Source organism: Evtepia gabavorous (genome assembly GCF_003425665.1).
Taxonomy (GTDB): Bacteria; Bacillota; Clostridia; order Oscillospirales; family Oscillospiraceae; genus Evtepia; species Evtepia gabavorous.
Map to the genome: position 1 here is coordinate 15690 of NZ_QQRQ01000007.1, position 21250 is coordinate 36939.

At 58.2% G+C, this 21250-nt stretch carries 27 protein-coding genes and 2 pseudogenes; 1 reads left to right on the forward strand and 28 read right to left on the reverse strand.

The window, feature by feature from the left end; translation table 11 throughout:
- Positions 1–50: 50 nt before the first annotated feature.
- The 11 genes from DV520_RS05660 to DV520_RS05710 all read right to left on the reverse strand — a co-directional run bounded on the left by DV520_RS05660 (position 51) and on the right by DV520_RS05710 (position 6685).
- Positions 51–380, reverse strand: a complete 330-nt coding sequence (locus DV520_RS05660) for a type II toxin-antitoxin system RelE/ParE family toxin (protein ID WP_117142079.1) — start codon at positions 378–380, stop codon at positions 51–53.
- Entirely contained in the window at positions 377–679 is a 303-nt protein-coding gene (locus tag DV520_RS05665) for a type II toxin-antitoxin system RelB/DinJ family antitoxin (protein WP_117142080.1), read from the reverse strand. The genes DV520_RS05660 and DV520_RS05665 overlap by 4 nt, the downstream gene beginning before the upstream one ends.
- Before the next feature lie 268 nt (positions 680–947).
- A complete protein-coding gene (locus DV520_RS05670; protein WP_117142081.1) occupies positions 948–1331 on the reverse strand; it encodes a hypothetical protein in 384 nt (127 codons plus the stop codon).
- Positions 1332–1344: 13 nt separating this feature from the next.
- Positions 1345–1941: a major tail protein gene (locus DV520_RS05675; RefSeq protein ID WP_117142082.1), complete on the reverse strand. Its 597-nt coding sequence runs from the start codon at positions 1939–1941 to the stop codon at positions 1345–1347.
- A gap of 102 nt (positions 1942–2043) precedes the next feature.
- Complete coding sequence (locus DV520_RS05680; RefSeq protein WP_117142083.1) at positions 2044–2379, reverse strand: hypothetical protein; 336 nt, start codon at positions 2377–2379, stop codon at positions 2044–2046.
- Complete coding sequence (locus DV520_RS05685; RefSeq protein WP_117142084.1) at positions 2376–2807, reverse strand: HK97-gp10 family putative phage morphogenesis protein; 432 nt, start codon at positions 2805–2807, stop codon at positions 2376–2378. Before DV520_RS05685 ends, DV520_RS05680 begins: the two co-directional genes overlap by 4 nt.
- The gene (locus tag DV520_RS05690; protein WP_117142085.1) at positions 2800–3132 is read right to left on the reverse strand and encodes a head-tail adaptor protein; all 333 of its coding nucleotides are present in this window, start codon (positions 3130–3132) and stop codon (positions 2800–2802) included. Before DV520_RS05690 ends, DV520_RS05685 begins: the two co-directional genes overlap by 8 nt.
- 2 nt (positions 3133–3134) lie before the next feature.
- On the reverse strand, positions 3135–3446 hold the full coding sequence (locus tag DV520_RS05695) for a head-tail connector protein (RefSeq protein WP_117142152.1): 312 nt from the start codon (positions 3444–3446) through the stop codon (positions 3135–3137).
- Positions 3447–3465: 19 nt separating this feature from the next.
- Positions 3466–4668 carry a phage major capsid protein gene (locus DV520_RS05700; RefSeq protein ID WP_117142086.1) on the reverse strand — a complete coding sequence of 401 codons (1203 nt, stop codon included), beginning with the start codon at positions 4666–4668 and terminating at the stop codon, positions 3466–3468.
- A 15-nt stretch (positions 4669–4683) separates the two neighbouring features.
- The gene (locus DV520_RS05705) at positions 4684–5421 is read right to left on the reverse strand and encodes a head maturation protease, ClpP-related (protein ID WP_117142087.1); all 738 of its coding nucleotides are present in this window, start codon (positions 5419–5421) and stop codon (positions 4684–4686) included.
- Entirely contained in the window at positions 5318–6685 is a 1368-nt protein-coding gene (locus tag DV520_RS05710) for a phage portal protein (protein WP_117142088.1), read from the reverse strand. The genes DV520_RS05705 and DV520_RS05710 overlap by 104 nt, the downstream gene beginning before the upstream one ends.
- Positions 6686–6805: 120 nt before the next feature.
- Between DV520_RS05710 and DV520_RS05715 the strand changes: the two genes are divergently transcribed.
- Positions 6806–7732 carry a ribbon-helix-helix domain-containing protein gene (locus DV520_RS05715; RefSeq protein ID WP_117142089.1) on the forward strand — a complete coding sequence of 309 codons (927 nt, stop codon included), beginning with the start codon at positions 6806–6808 and terminating at the stop codon, positions 7730–7732.
- 185 nt (positions 7733–7917) lie between these two features.
- Here DV520_RS05715 and DV520_RS05720 read toward each other — a convergent pair whose 3' ends face one another.
- The 17 genes and pseudogenes from DV520_RS05720 to DV520_RS05800 all read right to left on the reverse strand — a co-directional run bounded on the left by DV520_RS05720 (position 7918) and on the right by DV520_RS05800 (position 21175).
- The gene (locus tag DV520_RS05720) at positions 7918–9519 is read right to left on the reverse strand and encodes a terminase large subunit (protein ID WP_205727603.1); all 1602 of its coding nucleotides are present in this window, start codon (positions 9517–9519) and stop codon (positions 7918–7920) included.
- A gap of 106 nt (positions 9520–9625) precedes the next feature.
- Positions 9626–9922 carry an Nmad4 family putative nucleotide modification protein gene (locus DV520_RS05725; protein ID WP_117142090.1) on the reverse strand — a complete coding sequence of 99 codons (297 nt, stop codon included), beginning with the start codon at positions 9920–9922 and terminating at the stop codon, positions 9626–9628.
- Positions 9923–10057: 135 nt separating this feature from the next.
- Positions 10058–10378 (reverse strand): hypothetical protein, encoded by a 321-nt coding sequence (locus tag DV520_RS05730; protein WP_205727602.1) that lies wholly within the window; start codon positions 10376–10378, stop codon positions 10058–10060.
- A gap of 134 nt (positions 10379–10512) precedes the next feature.
- Positions 10513–10719 carry a hypothetical protein gene (locus DV520_RS05735; RefSeq protein ID WP_117142091.1) on the reverse strand — a complete coding sequence of 69 codons (207 nt, stop codon included), beginning with the start codon at positions 10717–10719 and terminating at the stop codon, positions 10513–10515.
- Entirely contained in the window at positions 10706–11188 is a 483-nt protein-coding gene (locus DV520_RS05740) for a gamma-glutamylcyclotransferase family protein (protein ID WP_117142092.1), read from the reverse strand. The genes DV520_RS05735 and DV520_RS05740 overlap by 14 nt, the downstream gene beginning before the upstream one ends.
- Positions 11178–11381: a hypothetical protein gene (locus DV520_RS05745; protein WP_117142093.1), complete on the reverse strand. Its 204-nt coding sequence runs from the start codon at positions 11379–11381 to the stop codon at positions 11178–11180. Before DV520_RS05745 ends, DV520_RS05740 begins: the two co-directional genes overlap by 11 nt.
- 95 nt (positions 11382–11476) lie before the next feature.
- The gene (locus DV520_RS05750) at positions 11477–12427 is read right to left on the reverse strand and encodes an amidoligase family protein (RefSeq protein WP_117142094.1); all 951 of its coding nucleotides are present in this window, start codon (positions 12425–12427) and stop codon (positions 11477–11479) included.
- 135 nt (positions 12428–12562) lie between these two features.
- Positions 12563–12787 carry a DUF4314 domain-containing protein gene (locus DV520_RS05755; RefSeq protein WP_117142095.1) on the reverse strand — a complete coding sequence of 75 codons (225 nt, stop codon included), beginning with the start codon at positions 12785–12787 and terminating at the stop codon, positions 12563–12565.
- Positions 12771–13478, reverse strand: a complete 708-nt coding sequence (locus tag DV520_RS05760) for a virulence protein (protein ID WP_117142096.1) — start codon at positions 13476–13478, stop codon at positions 12771–12773. Before DV520_RS05760 ends, DV520_RS05755 begins: the two co-directional genes overlap by 17 nt.
- An 87-nt stretch (positions 13479–13565) precedes the next feature.
- Positions 13566–15257: a DNA cytosine methyltransferase gene (locus DV520_RS05765; protein WP_117142154.1), complete on the reverse strand. Its 1692-nt coding sequence runs from the start codon at positions 15255–15257 to the stop codon at positions 13566–13568.
- A 10-nt stretch (positions 15258–15267) separates the two neighbouring features.
- Complete coding sequence (locus DV520_RS05770; protein ID WP_117142097.1) at positions 15268–16521, reverse strand: site-specific DNA-methyltransferase; 1254 nt, start codon at positions 16519–16521, stop codon at positions 15268–15270.
- Positions 16511–17677, reverse strand: a pseudogene (gene metK, locus DV520_RS05775) (methionine adenosyltransferase). Before metK ends, DV520_RS05770 begins: the two are co-directional and overlap by 11 nt.
- A gap of 1 nt (position 17678) precedes the next feature.
- The gene (locus DV520_RS05780) at positions 17679–18230 is read right to left on the reverse strand and encodes a P27 family phage terminase small subunit (RefSeq protein WP_117142098.1); all 552 of its coding nucleotides are present in this window, start codon (positions 18228–18230) and stop codon (positions 17679–17681) included.
- Between the two features lie 410 nt (positions 18231–18640).
- On the reverse strand, positions 18641–19021 hold the full coding sequence (locus tag DV520_RS05785; RefSeq protein WP_117142155.1) for an HNH endonuclease: 381 nt from the start codon (positions 19019–19021) through the stop codon (positions 18641–18643).
- 109 nt (positions 19022–19130) lie between these two features.
- Positions 19131–19559, reverse strand: coding sequence for a DUF1492 domain-containing protein (locus DV520_RS05790; protein WP_117142099.1), 429 nt, complete (start codon positions 19557–19559; stop codon positions 19131–19133).
- A pseudogene (locus DV520_RS05795) lies at positions 19556–20913 on the reverse strand (SNF2-related protein). Before DV520_RS05795 ends, DV520_RS05790 begins: the two are co-directional and overlap by 4 nt.
- On the reverse strand, positions 20894–21175 hold the full coding sequence (locus tag DV520_RS05800; RefSeq protein WP_117142100.1) for a VRR-NUC domain-containing protein: 282 nt from the start codon (positions 21173–21175) through the stop codon (positions 20894–20896). The pseudogene DV520_RS05795 and the gene DV520_RS05800 overlap by 20 nt, the downstream one beginning before the upstream one ends.
- Positions 21176–21250: the final 75 nt, after the last annotated feature.

Below are 21250 nucleotides of genomic sequence, written 5' to 3' on the forward strand. Positions count from 1 at the left end.
CTCCAGGCAAAAGAAAAGAGCCGATGACTCGACTCTTTCCAAAACTCGATTCAGTTTCCTTGCATTTTTCGGAGCTGGGCGTCAATATCCCGCCCGCCGTACATGACGCAGAGCACCGTGACGGTTTTTACCTGGTGGTTTGGGATGTAGAACACCAGGTAATTGTCCACCGGCATGACCCGGAGGTTGCGGCTGCTCCATGGCTCTCGGTCGTAGACCCGGAACCGCTCCGGCATCTCATCCAGCTTGAGGATGTTCTCCTCCAAGCGGTCCAGCTGGCCATTGGCGTTTTGCTCCGACTGAAGCTCCACCGCGATATAGCGGTAGATTTCCCGCAGGTCGTGCTTTGCTTCCGGGGTCAGCGTCACCTCATAGCTCATACGCCCAGTTCTCCACGCAGCTCGTCAAACGCCTGCTTTGCAGGGATGACTTGCCCGGCCTTCATCTGGGCATAGCCCTTCTCCAGTTCCGTATCCATCTGTTCTGCCGTCATACGGCTGACGTCCAGCGGATGCTCCGGGAGCTTTACCTCGAAGGGCAGTCCCCGCTGGAGGATGACCTGCTTGTAGAACATGGTGATGGCATTGGACGCCGGGATGCCCAGGGCGCTGAGGATGGCTTCTGCCTGTTCCTTGACCTCCGGCTCAATGCGCGCATACAGATTTGCCGACTTTGCCATATCCAAGACTCCTTTCGGGATTTATGGTTTCTTCCTCGTCTCCATTGTACTCTGTTGTGCGGACAAAAGCAATACATTATTCAAATCCCGTAGGGAATCACATCGTCAATGGTCAGCTCCCGCTTGGGCTTCGCCAGGCCGAGGAACTGCTTGTGGCACTCCCACAGATCCAGCAGCAGGCCAAAGGGCAGGAGCATGGTTTGCTCCGGAGTAAAGCCCAGCTGGGCGGTGCCGTAATAGAAAAGCCGGGTAAACAGCTCGGCGTCTGTTACCCGACTTGCGCGTTTTTTGAGTCCATCTCGCTTTCGATATTCCGCTTGGTGCCCTTATACATGGCTTCCATGATGGCTTCCTTGTACCCCGCCAGCTCGAAGGGAGAGGTCAGCAGCTCCACGGCGTCCTGGGTCAGCGGCTCCTTTTTGTCCTCCGGGTGCTGGAGGTTGTGGATCAGCACGCTCTGATTGGCCAGCAGGGTGATAAGCCAGATGATCTCATCAAGCGCCATCTCAAAGTTCTCGGACTTCATCAGCCTGTCGCCCAGGTTCTCCAAACCGCCGTAGCGTCCGGCGATCTCCTTGGTGGCACGGGTGGTGAGTACCAGCTCATACTCCTTACCGCCGATGGTGATGGCGGCGCTTCGCTCCTTGCTCATGGGTCAGCCCTCCTTACGCGGTTTCCAACGTGCTGTAGTCCGGCTCATACACCTCTTCGTACCAGCCGGAGATGGTGGCAGGCAGCACGCCGGTATCGTCCTCGGACACCTCTGCCTTCCAGGGGTGCTTGCCCTGACCGTCCACCTTGTTGCGGCGGGTCACAGTGCCTTCGATGGAAGGGGTGGAAAATTCAATGCTCTCACCCTTGGTGGTGAGGTTGGTGGCGGGGATGCCGAACTTCACCCGGTAGAGCCAGAAGTAACGGTACTTGCCGTTGGCCTTCTTGGCGCGGAAGCCCACAGCCACAGGGGTGCCGCCGTCCTCACTGGTGGAAACCAGCACCTTATTTCCGTCAATGGTGGCGCCGGTCAAGTCTTGGGCAACGGTAACGCCGATGTCATCCACGCCCAGGGTCAGGGTGCCGCTCTGGAACTCCTTGACCACGGCGGCGGCGCCATCGTCCGCATACAGCGTGGCTTCCGCCAGCTCCACCGAAAGCTCGGCGGTCATGGCCTTTGCCAGGGGGTGGGGGTCGCCGTAGGTTTCGTTGCCGGAAGTATCCTCGGTGATTTTGGCATAGTACAGCTTGTCCAAGCCGATAGTAGCCATATCTCATTCCTCCATTTCACCGGCGAGCCGCCGGTGGCAATTCGCGCACCACCAAGCCAGGTAACGCATCCTTGCCGCCCGCGCCGCTGCGCCGTTTGTAATTTAAAGTTGGTATAGTTTCGCCACGTCAATGGCGTAGTGGTGAAAGCCGGTATCATCCTCATGGGCGATATACCGGCGGTCGGTAATGCAAAAATCCGCACCCAGCAGGGCGCGGACAAGCGTGTCTTTGATGGCGGTGTAGCTGCCCTTCACGAACAGGGACAGCCGCGCCTCCTGGGTGTCGTACCCTGGGGAATCATCGGCATGAAGCGCAAAGGTGTCCACCATGGGCGTGATGACCAGGTAAAGGTCGGGCGGCACGCCGGAAAAGACGCCGGTCTCCACCGGAATGGCGCAGGTATCCGCCACGGTCTTCAATTCAGAAAGCAGACTCACAGCTTCTCCACCTCCTCTTCCAGCTTGCGGATCATGGCGCTGGTACAGGCCTTCCGGGACGAGGTCTGGGCGGGTTTGAGAAAGGGCTTCGCCGGCTGGCCATTCTTGCCGTACTCGATGATATTGGCCAGCATGGCGTTGCTGCCGCCATCGGAACGCGGCTCGGCAAAGCCGACCTTGATGTTGTGGTTTCCGTCCCTGTCCACCAACGGCGGGGTCAGGCCCAGTGAGCGTTCCAGCTCACCGGTGGAGCGGGAGTCATATTTTGTCCCGCTTCCAATAACGGAGGAGAGGTTGCTTCGCACCTTTGCCAAAACGACCTCGCCGCCGGCTTCCAGGACACGACCGGCGATCTCATCTGTTTTGCTGCCCAAAAGGGACAGCTTACGGAGGAACTCCTCCGGCATTTCTACTTTCACTTTAGCCACCTGGCTTCACCACCTTTGCCATGACCTCCAGATACATCCCCCGGCCCTTCACGTCTTCCACAGAGGTGATCTCGAAGCGGTCGCCATCGCAGAGGAGCGCAAGGTCTGTGGTCACGGATACACCGGGAATGACCCGGAAGCGGAACAGGTCGGTGGCTTCCCAAAAAGCCGCCATGTTTGCCCATCTCTCGCTTCCGTGCCTTCCTTCCCGGTATGCCCGGACGGAGGCCTGGGTGACCTCCTTTTCAGATTTGAAGCCCTCCGCATCCACGGAGACTTCCTTTTTTACCAGGTCAATAAAGGTGTTCATCTTTCCAAAGGACATACTCACACCTTCCATTCCCGGTCAAGCCGGAGAAGTAGGTTCACGGTGTGCCACACCTGCTGACCGGCCTGCACGTTATCTGCGAAAAAGCCGCCCGTGCTGCCATCCCTGGACTCGTAGAAGTGGGATGACAGCATGATGACGGCCTGTTCAGTAGTGGGCGGCATGGGGTGCTCCTGGTAGTACCCCGCCGCAATGTGCTGGTAGCTCTCCGCATAGGAGATGGCGGCGGTGATGAAGCGTTCCAGCAGCTTGTCATCGGCGTCATGCTCCAGGATGAGGTTTTCCTTGACCTTCTGCAAAAGCTCGTCCATCATCACCACCGCCTTTCTATTATGCAGACGCCTTCTGCGCCAGCACCTTGATGGCCTCCGACAGGATCAGCTTACCGTCCACGCGCTGGGTGGCCATGAAGCCCACCTGGCCGGTGGTGGCGAACAGCTCGTTTAGACGCTTGAAAGAGCGTCCCTGGCGGTCAGCGATCCAGTAGTAGCTGAAATCACCGAAGGCGATGGTTTTGGCGCCGGCGGCGATGGCGGGTACATAGGAAGAGGTGTAGACCGGACGGTTCAGGATGGTATCGGGGGTCCCAGCCGTGAGGGAGGGCTGCCACAGATACTGACCCTGGTTGTCCTTCAGCTTGCGGATGGCCTTGAACGTGGAGTCGTTCATCACCCAGACCGCCTTTCTGCGGTAGGGGGATTTCAGAGAATAGAACAGATCGATCAGCTCATCGGCGGTAATGGCGGTGGAGCTGGCGGCGGTAACGCCGGTCTGGGCGCCGCCGGTGGCCGCAAAGATGCCGGTGGCCTTGCCGCTGCCATCGCCCACGAAGAAGGCTTCCTCCTCCTTGGCGCCGATGCGGCGGGCAAACTCGGTGGAGATATACGAGGGCAGGTCGAACACACTGTCATTGAGCAGCTCATCGGACACCTTCAGGAAGGTACCCAGCTTGTAGGCGGACAGAGAGGTCTGGTCGAACACCTCATCGCTCTCGGTGAGTGCGTCCTCCTCATCCAGCCAGACAGCGGTGCCGTGACTGGTCACAATGGGGATCTTGCGGTCGCCGCTGGAGGTCTGGATGACCTTGGCCAGGCGGCGGAACACGTTTTCCTCCTCCAGAGCCTGCACCAGGGTGCGCTCATATTCGTCCGGCACCAGGTAACCGCCCTCGCTGTCGGTGCCTTCCTGCAGGGCGTTGCGGATCTCGTAGGGGTTGCCCTGCAGACGCATGGCGTTCCAGAAGTTCCGCTTGTACTCATCGGAAGCGCGGCCCTTCTTCTCGGCCTGCTGGTCGCCGGCGGGCTTGCCGGTGATGGGCTGGCTGACCGGCTTGTTCAGCTCGGCGTCCAGAGCCTCGCGGCGCTCCATCCGGGCGATCTCCTTGCCCAGATCGGTGATATCCTGCTCCATGCGGGAGTAGGCGGCGTCATCCTCGGCGGACAGGGTACCCTTATCGGTGCGGTGGGAGTCCAGGAAAGCCTTGGCGGCGTCCCAGGCCTTGGCGCGCTTCTCGCGCAGTTCCAAAATAGTCATGGTAGTTTTCCTCCTTTAATGTTTCAAAAGATTGAGCCGCTCGTAGAGATCGCCTACAGAGCGGCCCTTGGGTTCCGCCTTGGGGGCGGGTCGGTTGGTTTTGCATTTCTCGGCGATCTTGTCCATGAGGGAATTGACCACCGCCGCTTTGGAATACAGCATGGTGACCGCCGGGGGTTCCGTGTCCTCGATTTCGGCAGGGCGCTTCATCACCTCATCGGCGAAGCCCAGCTCCACCGCCTTTCCAGCGTCCATCCAGGTTTCCGCATCCATGAGGTGGGAGAGCTTGGCGCGGGACAGACCGGTCTTGATCTCGTAGGCGTTGATGATGGAGTCCTTGACGCTGGAGAGCATCTCGATGGCCTTCTGCATCTCGCCGGTATCGCCCATAGCCACGGTCATAGGATTGTGGATCATGAGCATGGACACCGGGGACATGAGGACCCTGGTGCCCGCCATGGCGATGACGGATGCGGCGGACGCCGCGATGCCATCGATCTTCACGGTCACATCGTGGGGGTAGTCCATCAGCATATTGTAGATTTGAGCCGCCGCCACACAGTCGCCGCCGGGAGAATTGATCCAGACGGTGATGTTCCCGTCCCCGGCCATCAGCTCCTCCTTGAAAAGCTGGGGCGTGACGTCATCGTCAAACCAGCTTTCCTCGGCGATGGTGCCGTTCAGATACAGCGTCCGTTCCGCCGGAGCCGTCTCTGTCTGGGCTTGATTCCTCCACTTCCAAAACTTCTTCATCGGCATTTTCCTCCTTTCCGTCATCGATGGATTCGGTATTTGCAAAAGCCCCCGCGTCCTTGAGCGGGAGCATATTGCCGTTGATAAGGTACAGGTCGCCGCCCTCTTCAGCGGGAATACGGTCGAGGTTTTCCAGTTCCCGGATGTCGTTGGCGGACATCCAGCCGTTCTGCCGACCGATGGCGTACCCGTTCATGCGGCTCTGATAGTCGCCGCGAAGCAGACCCTCCAGATTGAACTTCACGAAATACTGTGATTTCTCATCCGGCAGCAGGAGCGACCGGTGAATGGTCTGCTCCCAGCGGATCACCCAGGGGTCCAGCGTGTATTTTACGAACTCCAGAGACTGCTGCTCAATATTAGAAAAGCTCGACTTTTCCAGGTCGCCTACCATGTGGGGCGGCACTCGGAAAATTCGCGCGATCTCATTGACTTGGAATTTTCGCGTCTCCAAAAACTGCGCCTGCTCCGGCGAGATGCCGATGGGCGTGTACTTCATGCCCTCCTCCAGCACGGCGATCTTGTTGCTGTTGCCGCTGCCGCCGAAGGTGGACTGCCAGCTCTCCCGCACCCGCTGGGGGTCTTTTATGGTGCCGGGATGTTCCAGCACACCGCCGGGGGCCGCGCCATTGGCGAAGAACTTAGCCCCGTACTCCTCGCAGGCAATCGCCATACCGATGGCGTTCTTGGCCATGGCAATGGGACTGTATCCCACCAGCCCATCAAAGCCCAGACCGGGGATGTGCAGCACATCCGAGGGCGGCAGGTTGACGGTAACGCCCTTCATGGTGGGAGCATCCTCTGTGCTGGTGGTGTACTGGTAGTAGAGCCGACCTTTGGTGTCCCTGTCCACCACCATGCGGTTTGGCATCAGCGGATAGAGAGCAATGACCTCGCCCTTGCCGTTGCGGATGATCTGGGCGTAGGCGTTGCCCCACAGGAGCAGATGGGTCATGAGCGTCTCCCGGAATACGAAGGAACTCATCTCCGGGTTCGGCTCATCGTGGAGAAGATTATAGAGCGGATGGTCCAGCGCCTTTTCCTTCCCGCCATCCTCCTTGTAGCGGTAGAGGTGCAGCGGCAGACCCGCCACCGCTTCCGCCAGGATGCGGACGCAGGAGTACACGGCGGTCATCTGCATGGCGGAACGCTCATTGACGTTCTTGCCGGCGGTGGAGCCGCCGAAGAAGAAGCTGTACCCGCTACCGGATGTCCGGTTCTGGGGCTTGTCGCGGGATTTGAACAAGCCGGAAAAGATGCCTATAGGCTTGACCTCACTTTCTTTTTATTTTTGGATATCCAAATACTTGACAGAGCGAGGAGAAAGGTGTATTCTTTGATTACAGCCTTTCTGGATATCCATTAAATCAAAGGAGATGATAAAATGCTTGGTAGGCCTAAAAAGGAAGATAGCCGCGAAAAGCAATACCGTGTCCGCCTCAATGATAAAGAGGATGAAATGCTGGCTTTTGCCAGCAATGCGACTGGCGTTCCCAAGTCTGAAATCTTTAGAAAAGCTCTGCAGGAGTACTGTGAAAAGGTAAAACTCCAGCAGGCAGCAGAAGAAATTGGGGATGACACATCATGGGAAGATGACCGCATTAGTCTACAGCGCGCTGTTGAATGTCCCTATTGCAAAGCGAAAAATCGCATTGACCTGGAAGATGAAGGAACTGTTTCTACTTCCGAACGGCAGATGGGTGATGAGGTAATTTATGAATTTGAGAATGTGGAGTGTCAGTGCCATAGCTGCGGACGATCCTTCACGGTGTCTGGATATATTAGTGAGTACCCCATTGGGGCATTCAACGCTGAGAGTCTCCAGGTGACACCTATTGAACCTTTGCCAGATGAAACAACTCACGCTGTTGTTTGCCGCGACTGTGGTGCAGTGCTTGAGTCGGGTACAAAACAGAAGCTCTGCCCCGATTGCCGTGAAAAGCGCAAAGCCAAGTGGATGGAGCGCCTTAAGGCTGGGGCAAAGATTGTCGGCATTATCGGTGTAGCGGTGGGTGCTGCATACTTGGCTACAAAGGGAACCGGCGACTCCGATGAATCGACAGATGACTTTGAGCCGGAATCCCTGGGTGATGACTCTGGTCGAAAATTCAAACTCCTTATGAAATACCCCGATGGTACCGAGGAGGAAGAAGATGAACTCTTCGATTCCGAAGAAGAGGCAAAAGAGTACGGGGACTACATGATCTCCTGTTCACGGGAAGGTGCGGAAACACTTTATATGTCTAACCCAGGCGACTACCCTCTGGAGGATTATGAAGACCCCGATTATGAAGTTATCGAAACGGAGTGATCAACAATGTTGGTGCTTTGTATCAACTACGCCTGTGACTGGGTTTAAATAACAAACATGGGATGCCGGTATACCTGTCCCATGAAGGAAATCGATGGTGAGCTGTACTTCCGTTTTAAGAACCAGTGGCATCGAGTACGGGATTACACCTCAGAACTGACATCAGAATTTCGCTAATAGGCAACCTATAAAAACAGCAGCCCTCTGCTGTCATAGACCGACTCGCTGGTGTCGTTGCCGCATCGGATGGCCCGATCAAGGGCCATAACGGTGGCAACGGCGCCATCTATTTTTTCTGTGGACTTTTCCTTGTCCGGTTTGATGTTCCCCACCGGGTCGGTGCGGATGTAGATGTTGTCCATCATCCAGCGGAGGACAGGATGTCCCCCATGGGCGATGCGTTCCTCCAGCACCAGTTTCATTAGCTCCTTGGTAGGCGGGGACATATCCTTGAAGCCCTGTCCAAAGGGAACCACCGTGAAGCCCATGCCCTCCAGATTCTGCACCATCTGCACGGCGCCCCAGCGGTCGAAGGCGATCTCCCGGATGTTGAACCGCTCTCCCAGCCGCTCGATGAACTTTTCGATGTAGCCGTAGTGGACTACATTTCCCTTCGTGGTCTGGAGGTACCCCTGCCGCTCCCAGACATCGTAAGGCACATGGTCGCGGCGGACGCGCAGGTCGATGTTGTCTTCCGGTATCCAGAAGTAAGGCAGCACGGTGTATTTGTCCTCCTCATCCAGCGGCGGGAACACCAGCACAAAAGCCGTGATGTCCGTGGTGGAGGAAAGATCCAGCCCGCCGTAGCAGACGCGCCCTTCCAGATCGTCCTCGGAAACCGGGAACGCGCAGGCATCCCACTTGTCCATCGGCATCCAGCGCACCGCCTGTTTGACCCACTGGTTCAGCCGGAGCTGGCGGAAGCTGTTTTCCTCGGCAGGGTTCTGCTTGGCGGACTCACAGGCGGCTTTGACCTTGTCTATGCCCACCGTGATGCCGAGAGAGGGGTTGGCCTTCTTCCACACCTTGGGGTCTGTCCAGTCATCCCCCTCATCGGCGCCGTAGATGACCGGGTAGAAGGTGGGATCGATTTTCCGGCCTTCCAGGATGTCTTTGGCCTTTTGGTGTGTCTCGTAGCAGATCGAGCGGGTATCCGTCCCCGCCGTGGTGATCAGGAAGTAGAGGGGCTGCATCCGGGCGTCCCCGGAACCCTTTGTCATGACGTCAAAGAGCTTCCGGTTTGGCTGGGTGTGCAGCTCATCAAAAACCACACCGTGGATGTTGAAGCCATGCTTGGAGTAGGCTTCCGCCGAGAGCACCTGGTAGAAGCTGTTGGTGGAATGGTAGACGATGCGCTTCTGGGACGCGAGGATCTTGACCCGCTTGGAGAGCGCCGGACACATCTTCACCATATCCGCCGCTACCTCAAAAACGATGGACGCCTGCTGACGGTCGGCGGCGCAGCCATACACCTCGGCGCGTTCCTCACCGTCCCCGCAGGTGAGGAGAAGCGCCACCGCAGCGGCCAGCTCCGACTTACCCATTTTCTTTGGGATCTCGATGTAGGCGGTGTTGAACTGCCGGTAGCCGTTCTCTTTGACCACGCCGAACAGGTCGCGGATGATGCGCTCCTGCCAGTCGATCAGCTCGAAGGGCTTTCCCGCCCAGGTGCCTTTGGTGTGGCAGAGACACTGGATGAAGCTGACGGCATAGTCCGCCAGGGCTTTGTCGTAATGAGACCTCTTGGCCATAAAGGGTGTGGGGGTGTATTTCTTGAGCTTTCTAATGTCCGTCACCTCCGTAAAATGAGCATAAAAAAACAGCCCTTCGCGGCTGTAACGAGGAACAGAGCCTTCCGGCTCCATCCCTGTAGGGTGTTATGTCGTGGTTGTTTTAGTTCGCCTTGCTCATTGCCCAGGCCATGGCGTGCCCGTTGTCGATGAAGGTCTCATCCGAAACGCTGACCAGCTTGATGTCGCCTTCGCAGGTGTGATCCTCAGTGGTGAACCGGTACACAGCGCCGTAGTAGCTGCGCCCGTTGGAATCGTAGAAGTACCCGACGGCGAGGATGCGGTCGCCAAAGGTAAGGATGGTCCCCAGGTTGTTCATCAGCTTCATTTCCAGGTTTTCCGGGGTGGTGGCTTCGGGCAGGCGGTAGGCTGCGGTCTTCTGGGCGGTGGTTTTCTTCATGTTCGTGTCCTCCAATTCGGCGGTGTATTCCCTTTCGGTGTACACATATTCGCTCTAAAGGCGGATAATAGCAAGCGATTTCTCAAAATATACTACACAAACCTTGCCGGGTGAAACTGTGCAGCTTACGGGAAATCATCCCTTGAGGACATCGACCAGCCAGCCCGCTGTGGGGTGGGCTTCGCCGGTCAGCTTGTTGACCACCTGGTATTCGGTGTCGATGTAGTGGAGGGCCTTGCCAACCTTGACGAAAATGCAATCCTCATAGCCGGGAAGGTTGCTGCGGTAGACGCGGGCCACCCGGCTTTCGCCGTTGTAGGACTTGCCATCCCAGCCGTTGAAGGTGAACTCGATGCGTTCCTTGGTGTGGGTGAACAGTTCCTCAAAGGTGCGGCGGCTGATTGCAATGCGGTCAATCAGTTCAAAGTTCTCTCGAATCTGCCATGCTTTCATCATTTTGAATTCCTCCTGAAAAGTGGTGTTTTCCCTTTCGGTGTGTACATATTCGCTCTAAAAGCGAATAATAGCAAGTCAATTCGGAGGAATATACCACACAAACATGGCGTTCAGATATTGTGTGTTTTACAGCTTCATTCCGACCTCAGACAGCGGTGGATGGTCTGGATAATGGAGTCCTGCTCCTCAGGCGAAACGCCAATGCTGTCCAGCGCCTCCCGTGTGCCGCAGTCCGGGCAGATGAGGGTCTCGTTGTCCAGCCGGGAAAGCGCCGGAGGTTCGTAGTAGGGCTTGCCGCAGCGTGGGCAGATTGACAGGCGGCTGATGTTATCTTCCTTCATGGGGCTTCATCCTTTCTCTGCTGTACCGACAGGCTTCCAGGAGCTTGTCAACGGGGAATCCGAAGAACCGGTAGCCCTGGCCGCAGATGCTCAAGTAGCTGCTGGCGGGAATGCCGTAGGGTCGTTCCTCTCGCATGATGTACACGAAAGCCCTCCTGCGCCGGAGCTTGCCGGTGCAGATGCCTTTGACATCCAGCGTCATCTCGGTTTTGTAGTAGAAGCTGGGGTACCCTTCGTAGCGGTCCAGTGCCAGCTCATCCTGGTCGGTGACCTCCCAGACCGCAACGGGGACCGTGCATCCCTTCTTCGGCTCGACCGTGAGATAGGAGCCAGTCTTGCTGCCCTTGAACAGGAGCCGGTAGTCCTGCAGTTCCGAGGTGCCGATGATCCGCGCCCCAGGACAGCGCCAGCGCATTTGCTGGACGTTGAGGTTGCTGCCATAAGCGATGTAGTACCTCTTATCTGTCATTGCCCTGCTCCTCCTTTTCCACCTTTGCCAGAATCCTTTCAGCGCATTCGATGTAATTACCGATTGCTTCATCAAAGAGTTCATTCCATGTCACGCGCCGTCCCTCCACTCTGGATCGCAGTTTTTTCAGTTCTCTCAATTTTTCCACCAGTTCTTGCGGAAATCGTATGTTGAGTGTTTTTCTTTGTTCCATTTGGTATCCATCCTTTCCTGAAGGACTTAGGTTACTTGTCCTTCTACCACCGAAAGCCCGCGTCAGCGGGTTCGGGGGCCTCTGGGCGGCGTCCTTCAAGCGGCGGCTCTGCCGTTGCGGAAGGCTGCGTCACCGGAAAGGCGGCGGGTCAGGATGTCTCGTGCGGTTTCGAACTCCTCGCCGATGAAGCCCAGGCGGAGGAGCCAGGTGCGCATGGCGTATTTGGGGTTTTCGGTCTGCTGAGGCTTGGGACTGGCAGTTCGCACCGTCTTGGCCATCTGGCTGAGCGCCAGGCAAAGCTGGATGTAACTCTTCAGCTGGCCAGCGTGAAGGCCGTTGCGTTTACCATTGGAGGGAGCATCAAATTGGAAAAGCCGGAACTCGACCGTGCCTTTGGTGAAGGTGGCGTGGAGGTTGAGCATATGGTAGCGGCTGTCATTGTAATGGTGGCTTCTGCCGTAGTTAGTGCCCTGGCTTCTGTACCAGATGTCGGCAAGGTCGGCCATGGTGGTGGGCTTCCTGCGGTTGAGCTGTTCCAGGAAGCGAGGGTCTACTGTGCGGCAATACCGACTTATGCGGTAGTGGTCGAGATCGAGGGCTTCGGCCAGCAGGCTCTCATGGCTTGCCATGATGTTGGCCAGATTGCGCAGGGTCTGCGGGGTGTGGCCCTTGGCTCCAATGTGGATGTGGACTCCGCAGCCCCTGGTGGAGTCGCTTTTGGCTCCCGCCTTGCGGAGTCGGCGAATCATCTCCTGCAGGGTTTCCATGTCGGCGTAGGTCAGGATCGGGGTGACCATCTCACATTTTTCGCTGTCTGGGCCGGAAATGGAAACGTCCTTCTGGAATTTCCATTCGCGTCCCTGGCTGTCCCATGCGCTCCAAGTGCTGTACCCGTTGCGGTGGGCGGTGTTCTCATAGCGCCCGGTGCCAAAGAACTCGGCGGCGACCTTTGCCGCCCGGCTGCGGTCGATGTTGTTCATCTCGACCTCGACCCCAATGGTCTGCTTCTTCATTTCCTCGATTTGGATTCTCGTTTTCTCGTTCATGGTTCTACCTCCTGGTTGGTGTTGTTTTCCCTTTCAGTAGTGTCATATTACCTCTGAAGGCACACTATATCCAGGACTATTTGAGCCATAAACTACACGATCTTGTGGTCGGAAAACTGTGTATCTTACAGCGCCTTATTCCCCAACCTTGCAGCAGACATCTTCGCCAAAGGCCACGTTCAGGCCGCTGCCGTTGTCCCATGCTACCAGGATGCTCCCCATATCGTCCACACCCAGCACCGTGCCTTTCGTCCCAATAGGCGGAGCCTGGGGATCATCCATGCGGATGAGTTCCACCCGTGCGCCCTTGGGGTAGCGGGAGCGGAGGAGCGTCAGCGTTTCTTTACTCGGAAGCCGCATCGTCCGCCACCTCCTTCTGGGGTACCGCCTTGAAAGCGGAGCTGCCGGTCAGATTCCGTAGGAGAATCTTGCGCTCCTGTTTGTACTCCGGGCCGATGAAGCCCAATCGGAGGAAGCAGCGGAAGGCGTATTTGTCATTCCCGGTATCCCGCTCCTTGGCGGTGATGCGCTTCTGGTTCCTGGCCATCTCGCACAGGGCGCAGATGAAGTGGTCATAGGCCTTGACCTCCTCCGGCGTGGGCGTCCCGGCAAACCAGGGAAAGGAGACCTTCGTCTCACCGACTTCAATGGGTAGCTCCTCCACCCCAAGGGCTTTGCGGATCAGGCTGCCCTTCGCCGCCGTGATATCCTTGAGGTTTTGCAGCGCCGCTTCAGAGAACAGGCTGGCTGGCATGGAGATGCACAGCCCGTCCACCTCGGCGGGAGACGGCTCTACAGTCTCGGATACCTCGACCTCCTGCGGCTCGGCGGTGAAGCCCTGGCTGTCCAGCGTTTCGATGAGGTTTTTGATCTCCTCGCTGTCGGCCCGGTCATCAAAGGCGACGCCGCCATTGCGGTCGATGGTGAAGTAGTCCACCTGGTAGGCGAAGCTGGGCGCGCCCAGGTATTTAGCAGGAGCGCCGGTGATCTCGCTGATAGCGGTCACCAGCCGCTTGCGGTCGGCACCGGTCAGGTTGTATCGCAGGGTCATTTCTCGTTCCTCCTTGATTTTTGGTAGTCACATATTCGCTCTGCGGCCCCCAAATATCAAGTCAAATAGAAACCTGGGATTGTAGAATTATGCGGGAGATAATTGTGTACTGAACACAATGCCGGAGAGGACGAACCAGACGCAGGGCAGCGCCACGCCGTTGCCCCACATCTTGTATTCCGCCGCATCGGAGTAAGGGGCTTTCAGCCATTTGACGATCTGCCGCTCCGTCTTGGGCTTCACGGAGGGATTCACGGCTCTTCGGTGTGTCTCCCAGACCTCCGTCCAGAACGCGATGTCCTCCCTGGTCGGCTCCGGGGTTTCCAAGCCAGCGCACCACCAGTCCGGGAAACCCTGCAGCCGGGCGCACTCGGTGGGTGTCAGCCGCCGCACGGTGTAGCCGCTGTTCACAGCGGTGGGGTCTTTGTAGTCCCGTGCCATGAGTGTAGGAGAAGTTTCTTTTTCGACCTGGGCATAGCTTCCGGTGGTCATAGCGTAAACCACGGCAATCCCGCCTTGATTGCAGCCTGGGTTCCCGCCGCTGGTATCCAGAGTACGGGATGTCCGCGCTTTGTAGATCCCAGCGTGGGGATTGCTGGAGAGCATGGCCTTGGACTGGTCGGAGGAGATGCCAAAGGCCACAGGCTCGAAGAGGGCCTGGTCGTTGTTGCAACCCAGCGTAGCGGACTTGTCCTCCTGGATGAGCGGCCCTTTCCCGCCTCCCTCGCAGCCGGAGCGGATCTTCATCACCAAGGGCACATTCATCCCGCCTGTCCCCATGCGGGAGGTCAGCGTCTGAACGGTACCGTCATCGGCGATTTTGATTCGGCTGTCGATGGGGTGGCTCTCCAGCGCAATAGCAGCAGGAACCACGCCGGCCCGAAGCGTAGGGGCGCGCTCCGGCTCAAAACCGATACCCCGGCTGTCCGCCGAGTGTTCGGTGCAGAAGCCAGCGGCGTCCAGCACACAGGGCAGATGCCCATGGTGTTCCGCCCGGAGCGTGGCGGCGACTTCGCTGGACACGTCCATGCAGCTCCCGCCCTGGTCGTTCAGGCAGATGCCTGCCGCTCCAGAGCCAGCCGCAGGATTTCTGGCAGCTCTTTGCCACGCACGGAAGCCCTCCGCAGAATACCCTGACAGGCCTTCGGACTCAAATAGTACTTGTCCGGCACCCCAGCCTGCAAAATCTGCGACAAGGAAGATGCGGCGTCTTCGCTGGGGGACTCCCCAGTGTTGCGCGTCAAGAGTGCGGTACGCAACGCTCCACTGCTCTCCCATGTACAGGTCGGCGTAGGGCCAGAGGTTTTTTTCAGGCATAGGCACCTGGGCGCCCGGCTCCTTGATCCCGATGACCGCTTCGAGGACGGCCTTGAAGTCCTCTCCGTGATTGGAGCTGAACGCGCCGGGGACGTTCTCCCATACGATGTATCTTGGATATTTGCCATGGGTGGCATCCCTCATTTCCTGAATGATGCGGATGGCCTGGTAAAAGAGGACGGATTGCTTCCCGTCCAGGCCGGCCCTCCGTCCGGCGATGCTCATGTCGGTACAGGGGGAGCCGAAGGTGATGATGTCCACCGGCTCGATCTTCCCGCCATCCATCTGGGAGATGTCGCCGTAGTGTTTCATAAAGGGAAGCCGCTTTGTGGTCACCCGGATGGGGAACGGCTCGATCTCTGAAGCCCACACCGGGGTGATCCCGCAGAGCAGACCGCCCAAAGGAAAACCCCCGGAGCCATCGAAAAGACTACCGAGGGTCAAAGCTGTATTCAATTCCATGGGCGCCTCCTCAGAACAGCGGGATGTCTTCCGCATCGTCCCCAGCCACCTCCTCATAGCGGTAGGTCAAGCCGTCCCGCTGGAGGGATACACCGTCCGCATTGCCCACCTGCTCGATGTACCGCTTCACGATGACATCGCAGAACTTTTCATCCAGTTCGATGGTGCGGCAGATGCGGTCGGTTTGCTCACAGGCGATGAGGGTGCTGCCGGAACCGCCGAAGGGGTCCAGCACAATGGCGTTGCTCATGGAGGAGTTGAGAATTGGATAGGCCAGGAGCGGGATGGGCTTCATGGTGGGGTGGTCCTTGTTCTTCTTGGGCTTATCGAACTCCCAGATGGTGGACTCTTTCCGCCCGGTGTACCACTGGTGTCTGCCTTTCTTCTTCCAGCCGAAGAGGATCGGCTCATGCTGCCACTGGTAGGGCGAGCGGCCCAGTACCAGGGACTGCTTCTTCCAGATGCACGTCCCGGAGAGGTAGAAGCCGGCGTCAGAGAACGCCTTTCGGAAGTTCAGCCCCTCAGTGTCCGCATGGAACACATAGATGGAGGCATCGTCCGCCATGGCTTCCTCTGTATTCTGAAACGTCGCCAGCAGGAAATTATAGAAGGCGGCGTTCTCCATGTTGTCATTCTTGATCTTCCCGGCGCCGCCCTCGTAGTTGACATTGTAGGGCGGGTCGGTGATGACCAGGTTGGACTTCAAGCCCTCCATCAGCAGGGCGAAGGTCTCCGGCTTGGTGCTGTCCCCGCAGACAAGCCGGTGCCGCCCCAACGTCCACACATCCCTGGCTTTGGTGATGGTAGGCTTCTGCAGCTCGGCGTCCACATCGAACTCGTCATCCTTCACCCCATCTTTCAAGCTATCCTTGAAGAGGTCATCAATTTCGGCTGGGTCAAAGCCGGTGAGGGATACATCAAAATCGGCGCCCTGCAGGTCGGAGATAAGGAGCATCAGCTTGTCCTTGTCCCAATCGCCGGAGATTTTGTTGAGGGCGATGTTGAGAGCTTTTTCCCGTTCCTCATCCATCTCCACCACCACACACTCCACCTCGGTGACGCCCATGTCCATGAGCACCTTCAGCCGCTGATGACCGCCCACCACCCGTCCGGTGGACTTGTTCCAGATCACCGGCTCTACATAGCCGAACTGCTCCATGGAGCGTTTCAGCTTGTCGTATTCCGGGTCGCCGGGCTTTAAGTCTTTGCGGGGATTGTAGTCGGCGGGGATGAGGTCGGCGGTGTGTTTACGTTCAATCAGCATACTTTTCCACCGCCTTTCTCAGTTCCTCAGTCTTGTCGAGGTTCTCCCAGCTGAACTTGTAGCCGTTGAAGTGTCCGTAGGCGGCGGTGTCGGCGTAGATGGGAGCGCGGAGATGCAGCAGGGACATAATGGCGGCGGGCCGCAGATCGAACACATCCAGCACCGCCAGCCGAATCACATCCTCGTCCACCCTGGCTGTGCCAAAGGTGTCGATCTCCACAGCGGTGGGTTCCGCCTTGCCGATGGCATAGGAGATGGACACCTGGCATTCCTCCGCCAGCTACGCGCCCACCACGTTCCGGGCGATAGCTCTGGCCATGTATGCGGCGCTGCGGTCCACCTTGGTGGGGTCCTTCCCGGAGAAGGCTCCGCCGCCATGGGCAGCAAGACCGCCGTAGGTGTCCACCATCAGCTTCCTGCCGGTCAGTCCGGTGTCGGCGGCGGGACCGCCCTCCACAAACCTGCCGGAGGGGTTGATGAGGATCTCCACATCCTTGGGGAAGTCGAAACGATCCAGAATGGGATACAGAACCTCCGAGATGATCTCCCGGCGAAGCTCCTCCAGATCCTTGTCCGCATCGTGCTGGACGGACACCACGATGTTCTTGGCGCTCACGGGTTTCCCATCCTCATAGGCCACGGTCACCTGGGCCTTGCCATCAGGGCCGACGCCACGGATGGTCCCATCGTGCATGGCGTCATCCAGTCCTTTGCAGATTTCATTCGCGAAGACCACCGGGACGGGCAGACGGGTCCAGGTCTCCCTGGTGGCGTAACCGTACACGGTGCCCTGGTCGCCAGCGCCGGTGGATGCGAACACATCCTCGCTGCTACCGTCCCGCACTTCCAGCGCGGAATCCACACCGCCGGCAATGTCGGGACTCTGCCGGTGAACATAGACGAACACGATGAATTTCATGGGGTTGTAGCCCACCTTGCGGAGGACTTCCCGGACCACCGAGCGGATGTTGATCTTCGCCGCGCAGGTGATCTCCCCGCAGACGAAGATTTTTCCCTTGGTGGCCATGACCTCACAGGCGCAGCGGGAATAGCGGTCGTGCCGCAGGCACTCGTCCAGAATGCTGTCGGCGATCAGGTCGCACAGCTTGTCTGGGTGGCCGCGCCGCACGCTCTCAGCCGTTTTGTATTTTGTCATATCAGTTTCCTTTCCGAGCGGACAGCAGCCGCTCCATCACATCGTCCTGGGGCGTGGCCCCGCCATACTCGCTGGAACAGTTCTCCTTGACGATTTGGTAGATCTCCATCCACAGGCGGTTGGTCTGGGACATGAAGTTCTGACTCATCGCCACATAGGGGCTTTGAATGGCGTTCCCCGTGGTGGGGTGCTTGGCGAGGAACCCGTACTCGGTGATGGCCTCCTCACACTGTATCCAGCGGGCCACGCTCATGGCGTATCGCTCCAATAGCTGCGGGGAAACGAGAGCGGCGCAGCCCCGCTCCGCCAGCCAGGTCCAGGTCTTTTCATAGACCTCGGCGGCGACCAGCGTCTTGCCATCCTTCTGGGTGGCGGACAGCATGGCTGACGGTTTCGGCATGGGCTGACCTTCTAAATCGGCTGTGTCCTGAAAGTCGATGACAGTCAGCTTCCTTCTGCCGGGATTGCCCTCGGCGATCTTGTCTACGAGGGGCTTCTTCTTTGCGCCGGCACCAGCACGGGCACCGCCGCAGTTGGTACCGTCTTTGGCCACAGGCTACCTCCTTTCTCGGCCTGGGGTATATACCCCCTTTGAAACCGCGATTTTGTGCGCGAGACCCCCAGCCCGTTGCACGGCCCACAGGCTGTAGAGATTTTTATTCCCCTACCGTCAGTTTTGTGCTATACTATGTTTGTAACATTAGTTGGTTATGGTGACAATCATGTCCCTGCTCAACGGAGTCCCAGTCGACACAGTTTCACTCTTCTTGACGGTAATTCAAACAGCAATTGCTATTGGAAGTTTAAAGGGGGAACTCGCGATGGTAAACGGGTATAACACGGTGGTATGCGGCGCGCACGGAGTGGCCTCGTTGTAACTGTGGACTCCGCAGGGGAAATGTGAGAAACCTTAACAAGTGCCCATAGCAGGTTCGAATCCTGCCCGCTCCGCCATATTGGAGACTACCCTTCGGGGTGGTCTCCATTTTTTCTGTGCCAGCGATCCCCGCGTTGGGCGTGGATTCTGGCGTGACAGGATTTACAGAGGGCAACGAGGTTGTCCCGTGCGTGTGTGCCACCCTCGGAAAGAGGTACCTTGTGATGCACCTCCTCAGCGGGAGTCAGCCTGCCATCCCGCTGGCACAGCTCGCACAGCGGGTGCTCCTGGATGTACCGGTCGCGGATGCGCTTCCAGGCGCGGCCATACCTACGGCGTACAGCCGGGTCACGGTCGTACTTCTCGTAGCGTTTAGCTTCCGCCTTGGCGTGCTCCTCGCAGAACCTGCCGTCCGTCAGCTTGGGACAGCCGGGGTACGAACAGGGGCGCTTTGGCTTTGTGGGCACCATTCCACCTCCTTCCGGGCATAAGAAAAGCCACCGCAGGGGTGGCCCCACGATGGCTTCGCTTGATTCTTTTGGCAATTATAATGGTACCACGGGGCGGCACTCTCATTCAATACATCGAACTCTCATGTTTCCTGGGGACGGGAAATTCCCGCAGCGCCCAGTCGTGGAGACGGTAGATGTGCTGGATAGAGTAGCCCATGTCCACGGCGATTTTTTCCCAGGGCATGAAGCACAGATACCGCTTCTCCAGAAGGAGCTGGTACTCGGCGTTGGGGATGGATTTCACCCGGCGGGTGATTTCCCGCTTCAAATCCACCAGTTCATCGATGTCGTGGTTGATCTCGTTCTGCAAATCCACGATCTTGACCACCGCTTCCGCCATCCGGGACTCGGAGCGGTTGGGGTTGCGCGGCATCCCCGTAAGGGTGGCCGTGGCATGGGTGGCCAAATCATTGAGAGCCGCGACCTGCTGGATTTTGGCGTTGATCCGGGCGTCCAGAAGCCGGGCTTGGGATAAATATTCTTTCGCTGTCATTTTCGCACCTCCAGATCCGCTTTGACTGCGTTGATCAGAGCCGACTGCGCCCGTTCCTTCTTTTGAAGGGCGGACATGATCCGCTCATCAATGGTGTTCTTCGTGATAATGTGATGGATGACCACAGTTGTGTCTTTCTGCCCCTGCCGCCAGAGCCGGGCGTTGGTCTGCTGGTAAAGCTCCAGCGACCAGGTCAGCCCGAACCAGACCAGGGTGGAACCGCCGGACTGCAGGTTCAGCCCATGGCCGGCGGACGCCGGGTGGATGACCGCCACCGGGATCTTGCCCTGGTTCCAATCGGCGATATCCCGGCTGGTCTTGATCTCCCGGACGGTGAACCGCTCCCGGATGCGCTCCAGGTCGTGCTTGAACCAGAGTAGGCCACCAGGACGGGCTTGCCGTTAGCGGCTTCGATGAGGTCCTCCAGGGCGTCCAGCTTGCGGTCGTGTAGCCGGAGCACCCGCTTGTCCTCCCCGTACACCGCGCCGTTGGCCATCTGGGAAAGCTTGTTCGCCAGAGCTGCCGCGTTCCCGGCGTCCACCTCTTCACCGTTCAGGGAGAGCACCAGCTCCGCCCTCATGGTGTCGTAGGATTGCCGCTCCTTTTCGGAGAGGTCGACCTTGACCTCGTTGACCACGCATTCCGGCATATCCAAATAGTCGCCGGCCCGCATGGAGATGGTGATGTCGGAGATCCGCTCATAGATGGCGTCCTCGGCTCCCGGCAGGGGCTTGTAGGAGAACACCACCTGGGCGTTGCGCTTGTCCGGCTGGAAGTAGGCGCTGCGGTACCGGGTGATGAACCGACCCAGGCGTCTGCCCATGTCCAGCACCCGGAACTCCGCCCATAAATCCATGAGTCCGTTTGAGGAGGGGGTGCCGGTCAGGCCCACGATGCGCTTCACGCCGGGCCGCACCTTCAGCAGAGCGCGGAACCGCTTAGCCTGGTAGCTTTTGAAGGAGGACAGCTCATCGATGACCACCATGTCATAGTCGAAAGGTAGCCCGCTGTCCTCCACCAGCCACTGGACGTTCTCCCGGTTGATGATGTACACACTGGCCCTCTGCAGGAGCGCCGCCTTGCGCTGGGCTTCGCTGCCGACCGCGACCGAGTAGGTAAGCCCTCGCAGGTGGTCCCACTTCTCGATTTCACCGGGCCAGGTGTCCGCAGCCACGCGGAGCGGGGCGATGACCAGCACCTTGCGAACCAGGAAGCTGTCCAGACAGAGGTCGAAGATGGCGGTCAGGGTAATGACGCTCTTGCCAAGGCCCATGTCCAGGAACACCGCCGAAACGGGATGCTCCAGGATGAAGTCCGTGGCGTAGGTCTGGTATTTATGAGGACTGTATTTCATCCAGTATCCCTCCAATCTGCTCTGGGCTGTCGATGCGGTACACCGGAAAGCCCAGCGCTTCCAACTGCTGCTTCCGCCTTATCTGCAAAGGCCGGAGCGCCTTGCCCGGCGATTTCAGCTCAATGAAGGCGATTTTCCCCTTGGGGAGGAGCACCAGGCGGTCTGGCACTCCATCAAACCCTGGACTTACAAACTTGGGTGCGAGACCGCCCATGATTCGGACGGCCTTCACCAGTTTGGCTTCAATGGCTTTCTCCCGCATATTGGCCTCCTGTGTTCCGGGAACCGAAAAATCCCCTTATGCGCGTATATGCGTGTTTCGCGTGCTGATGACCCT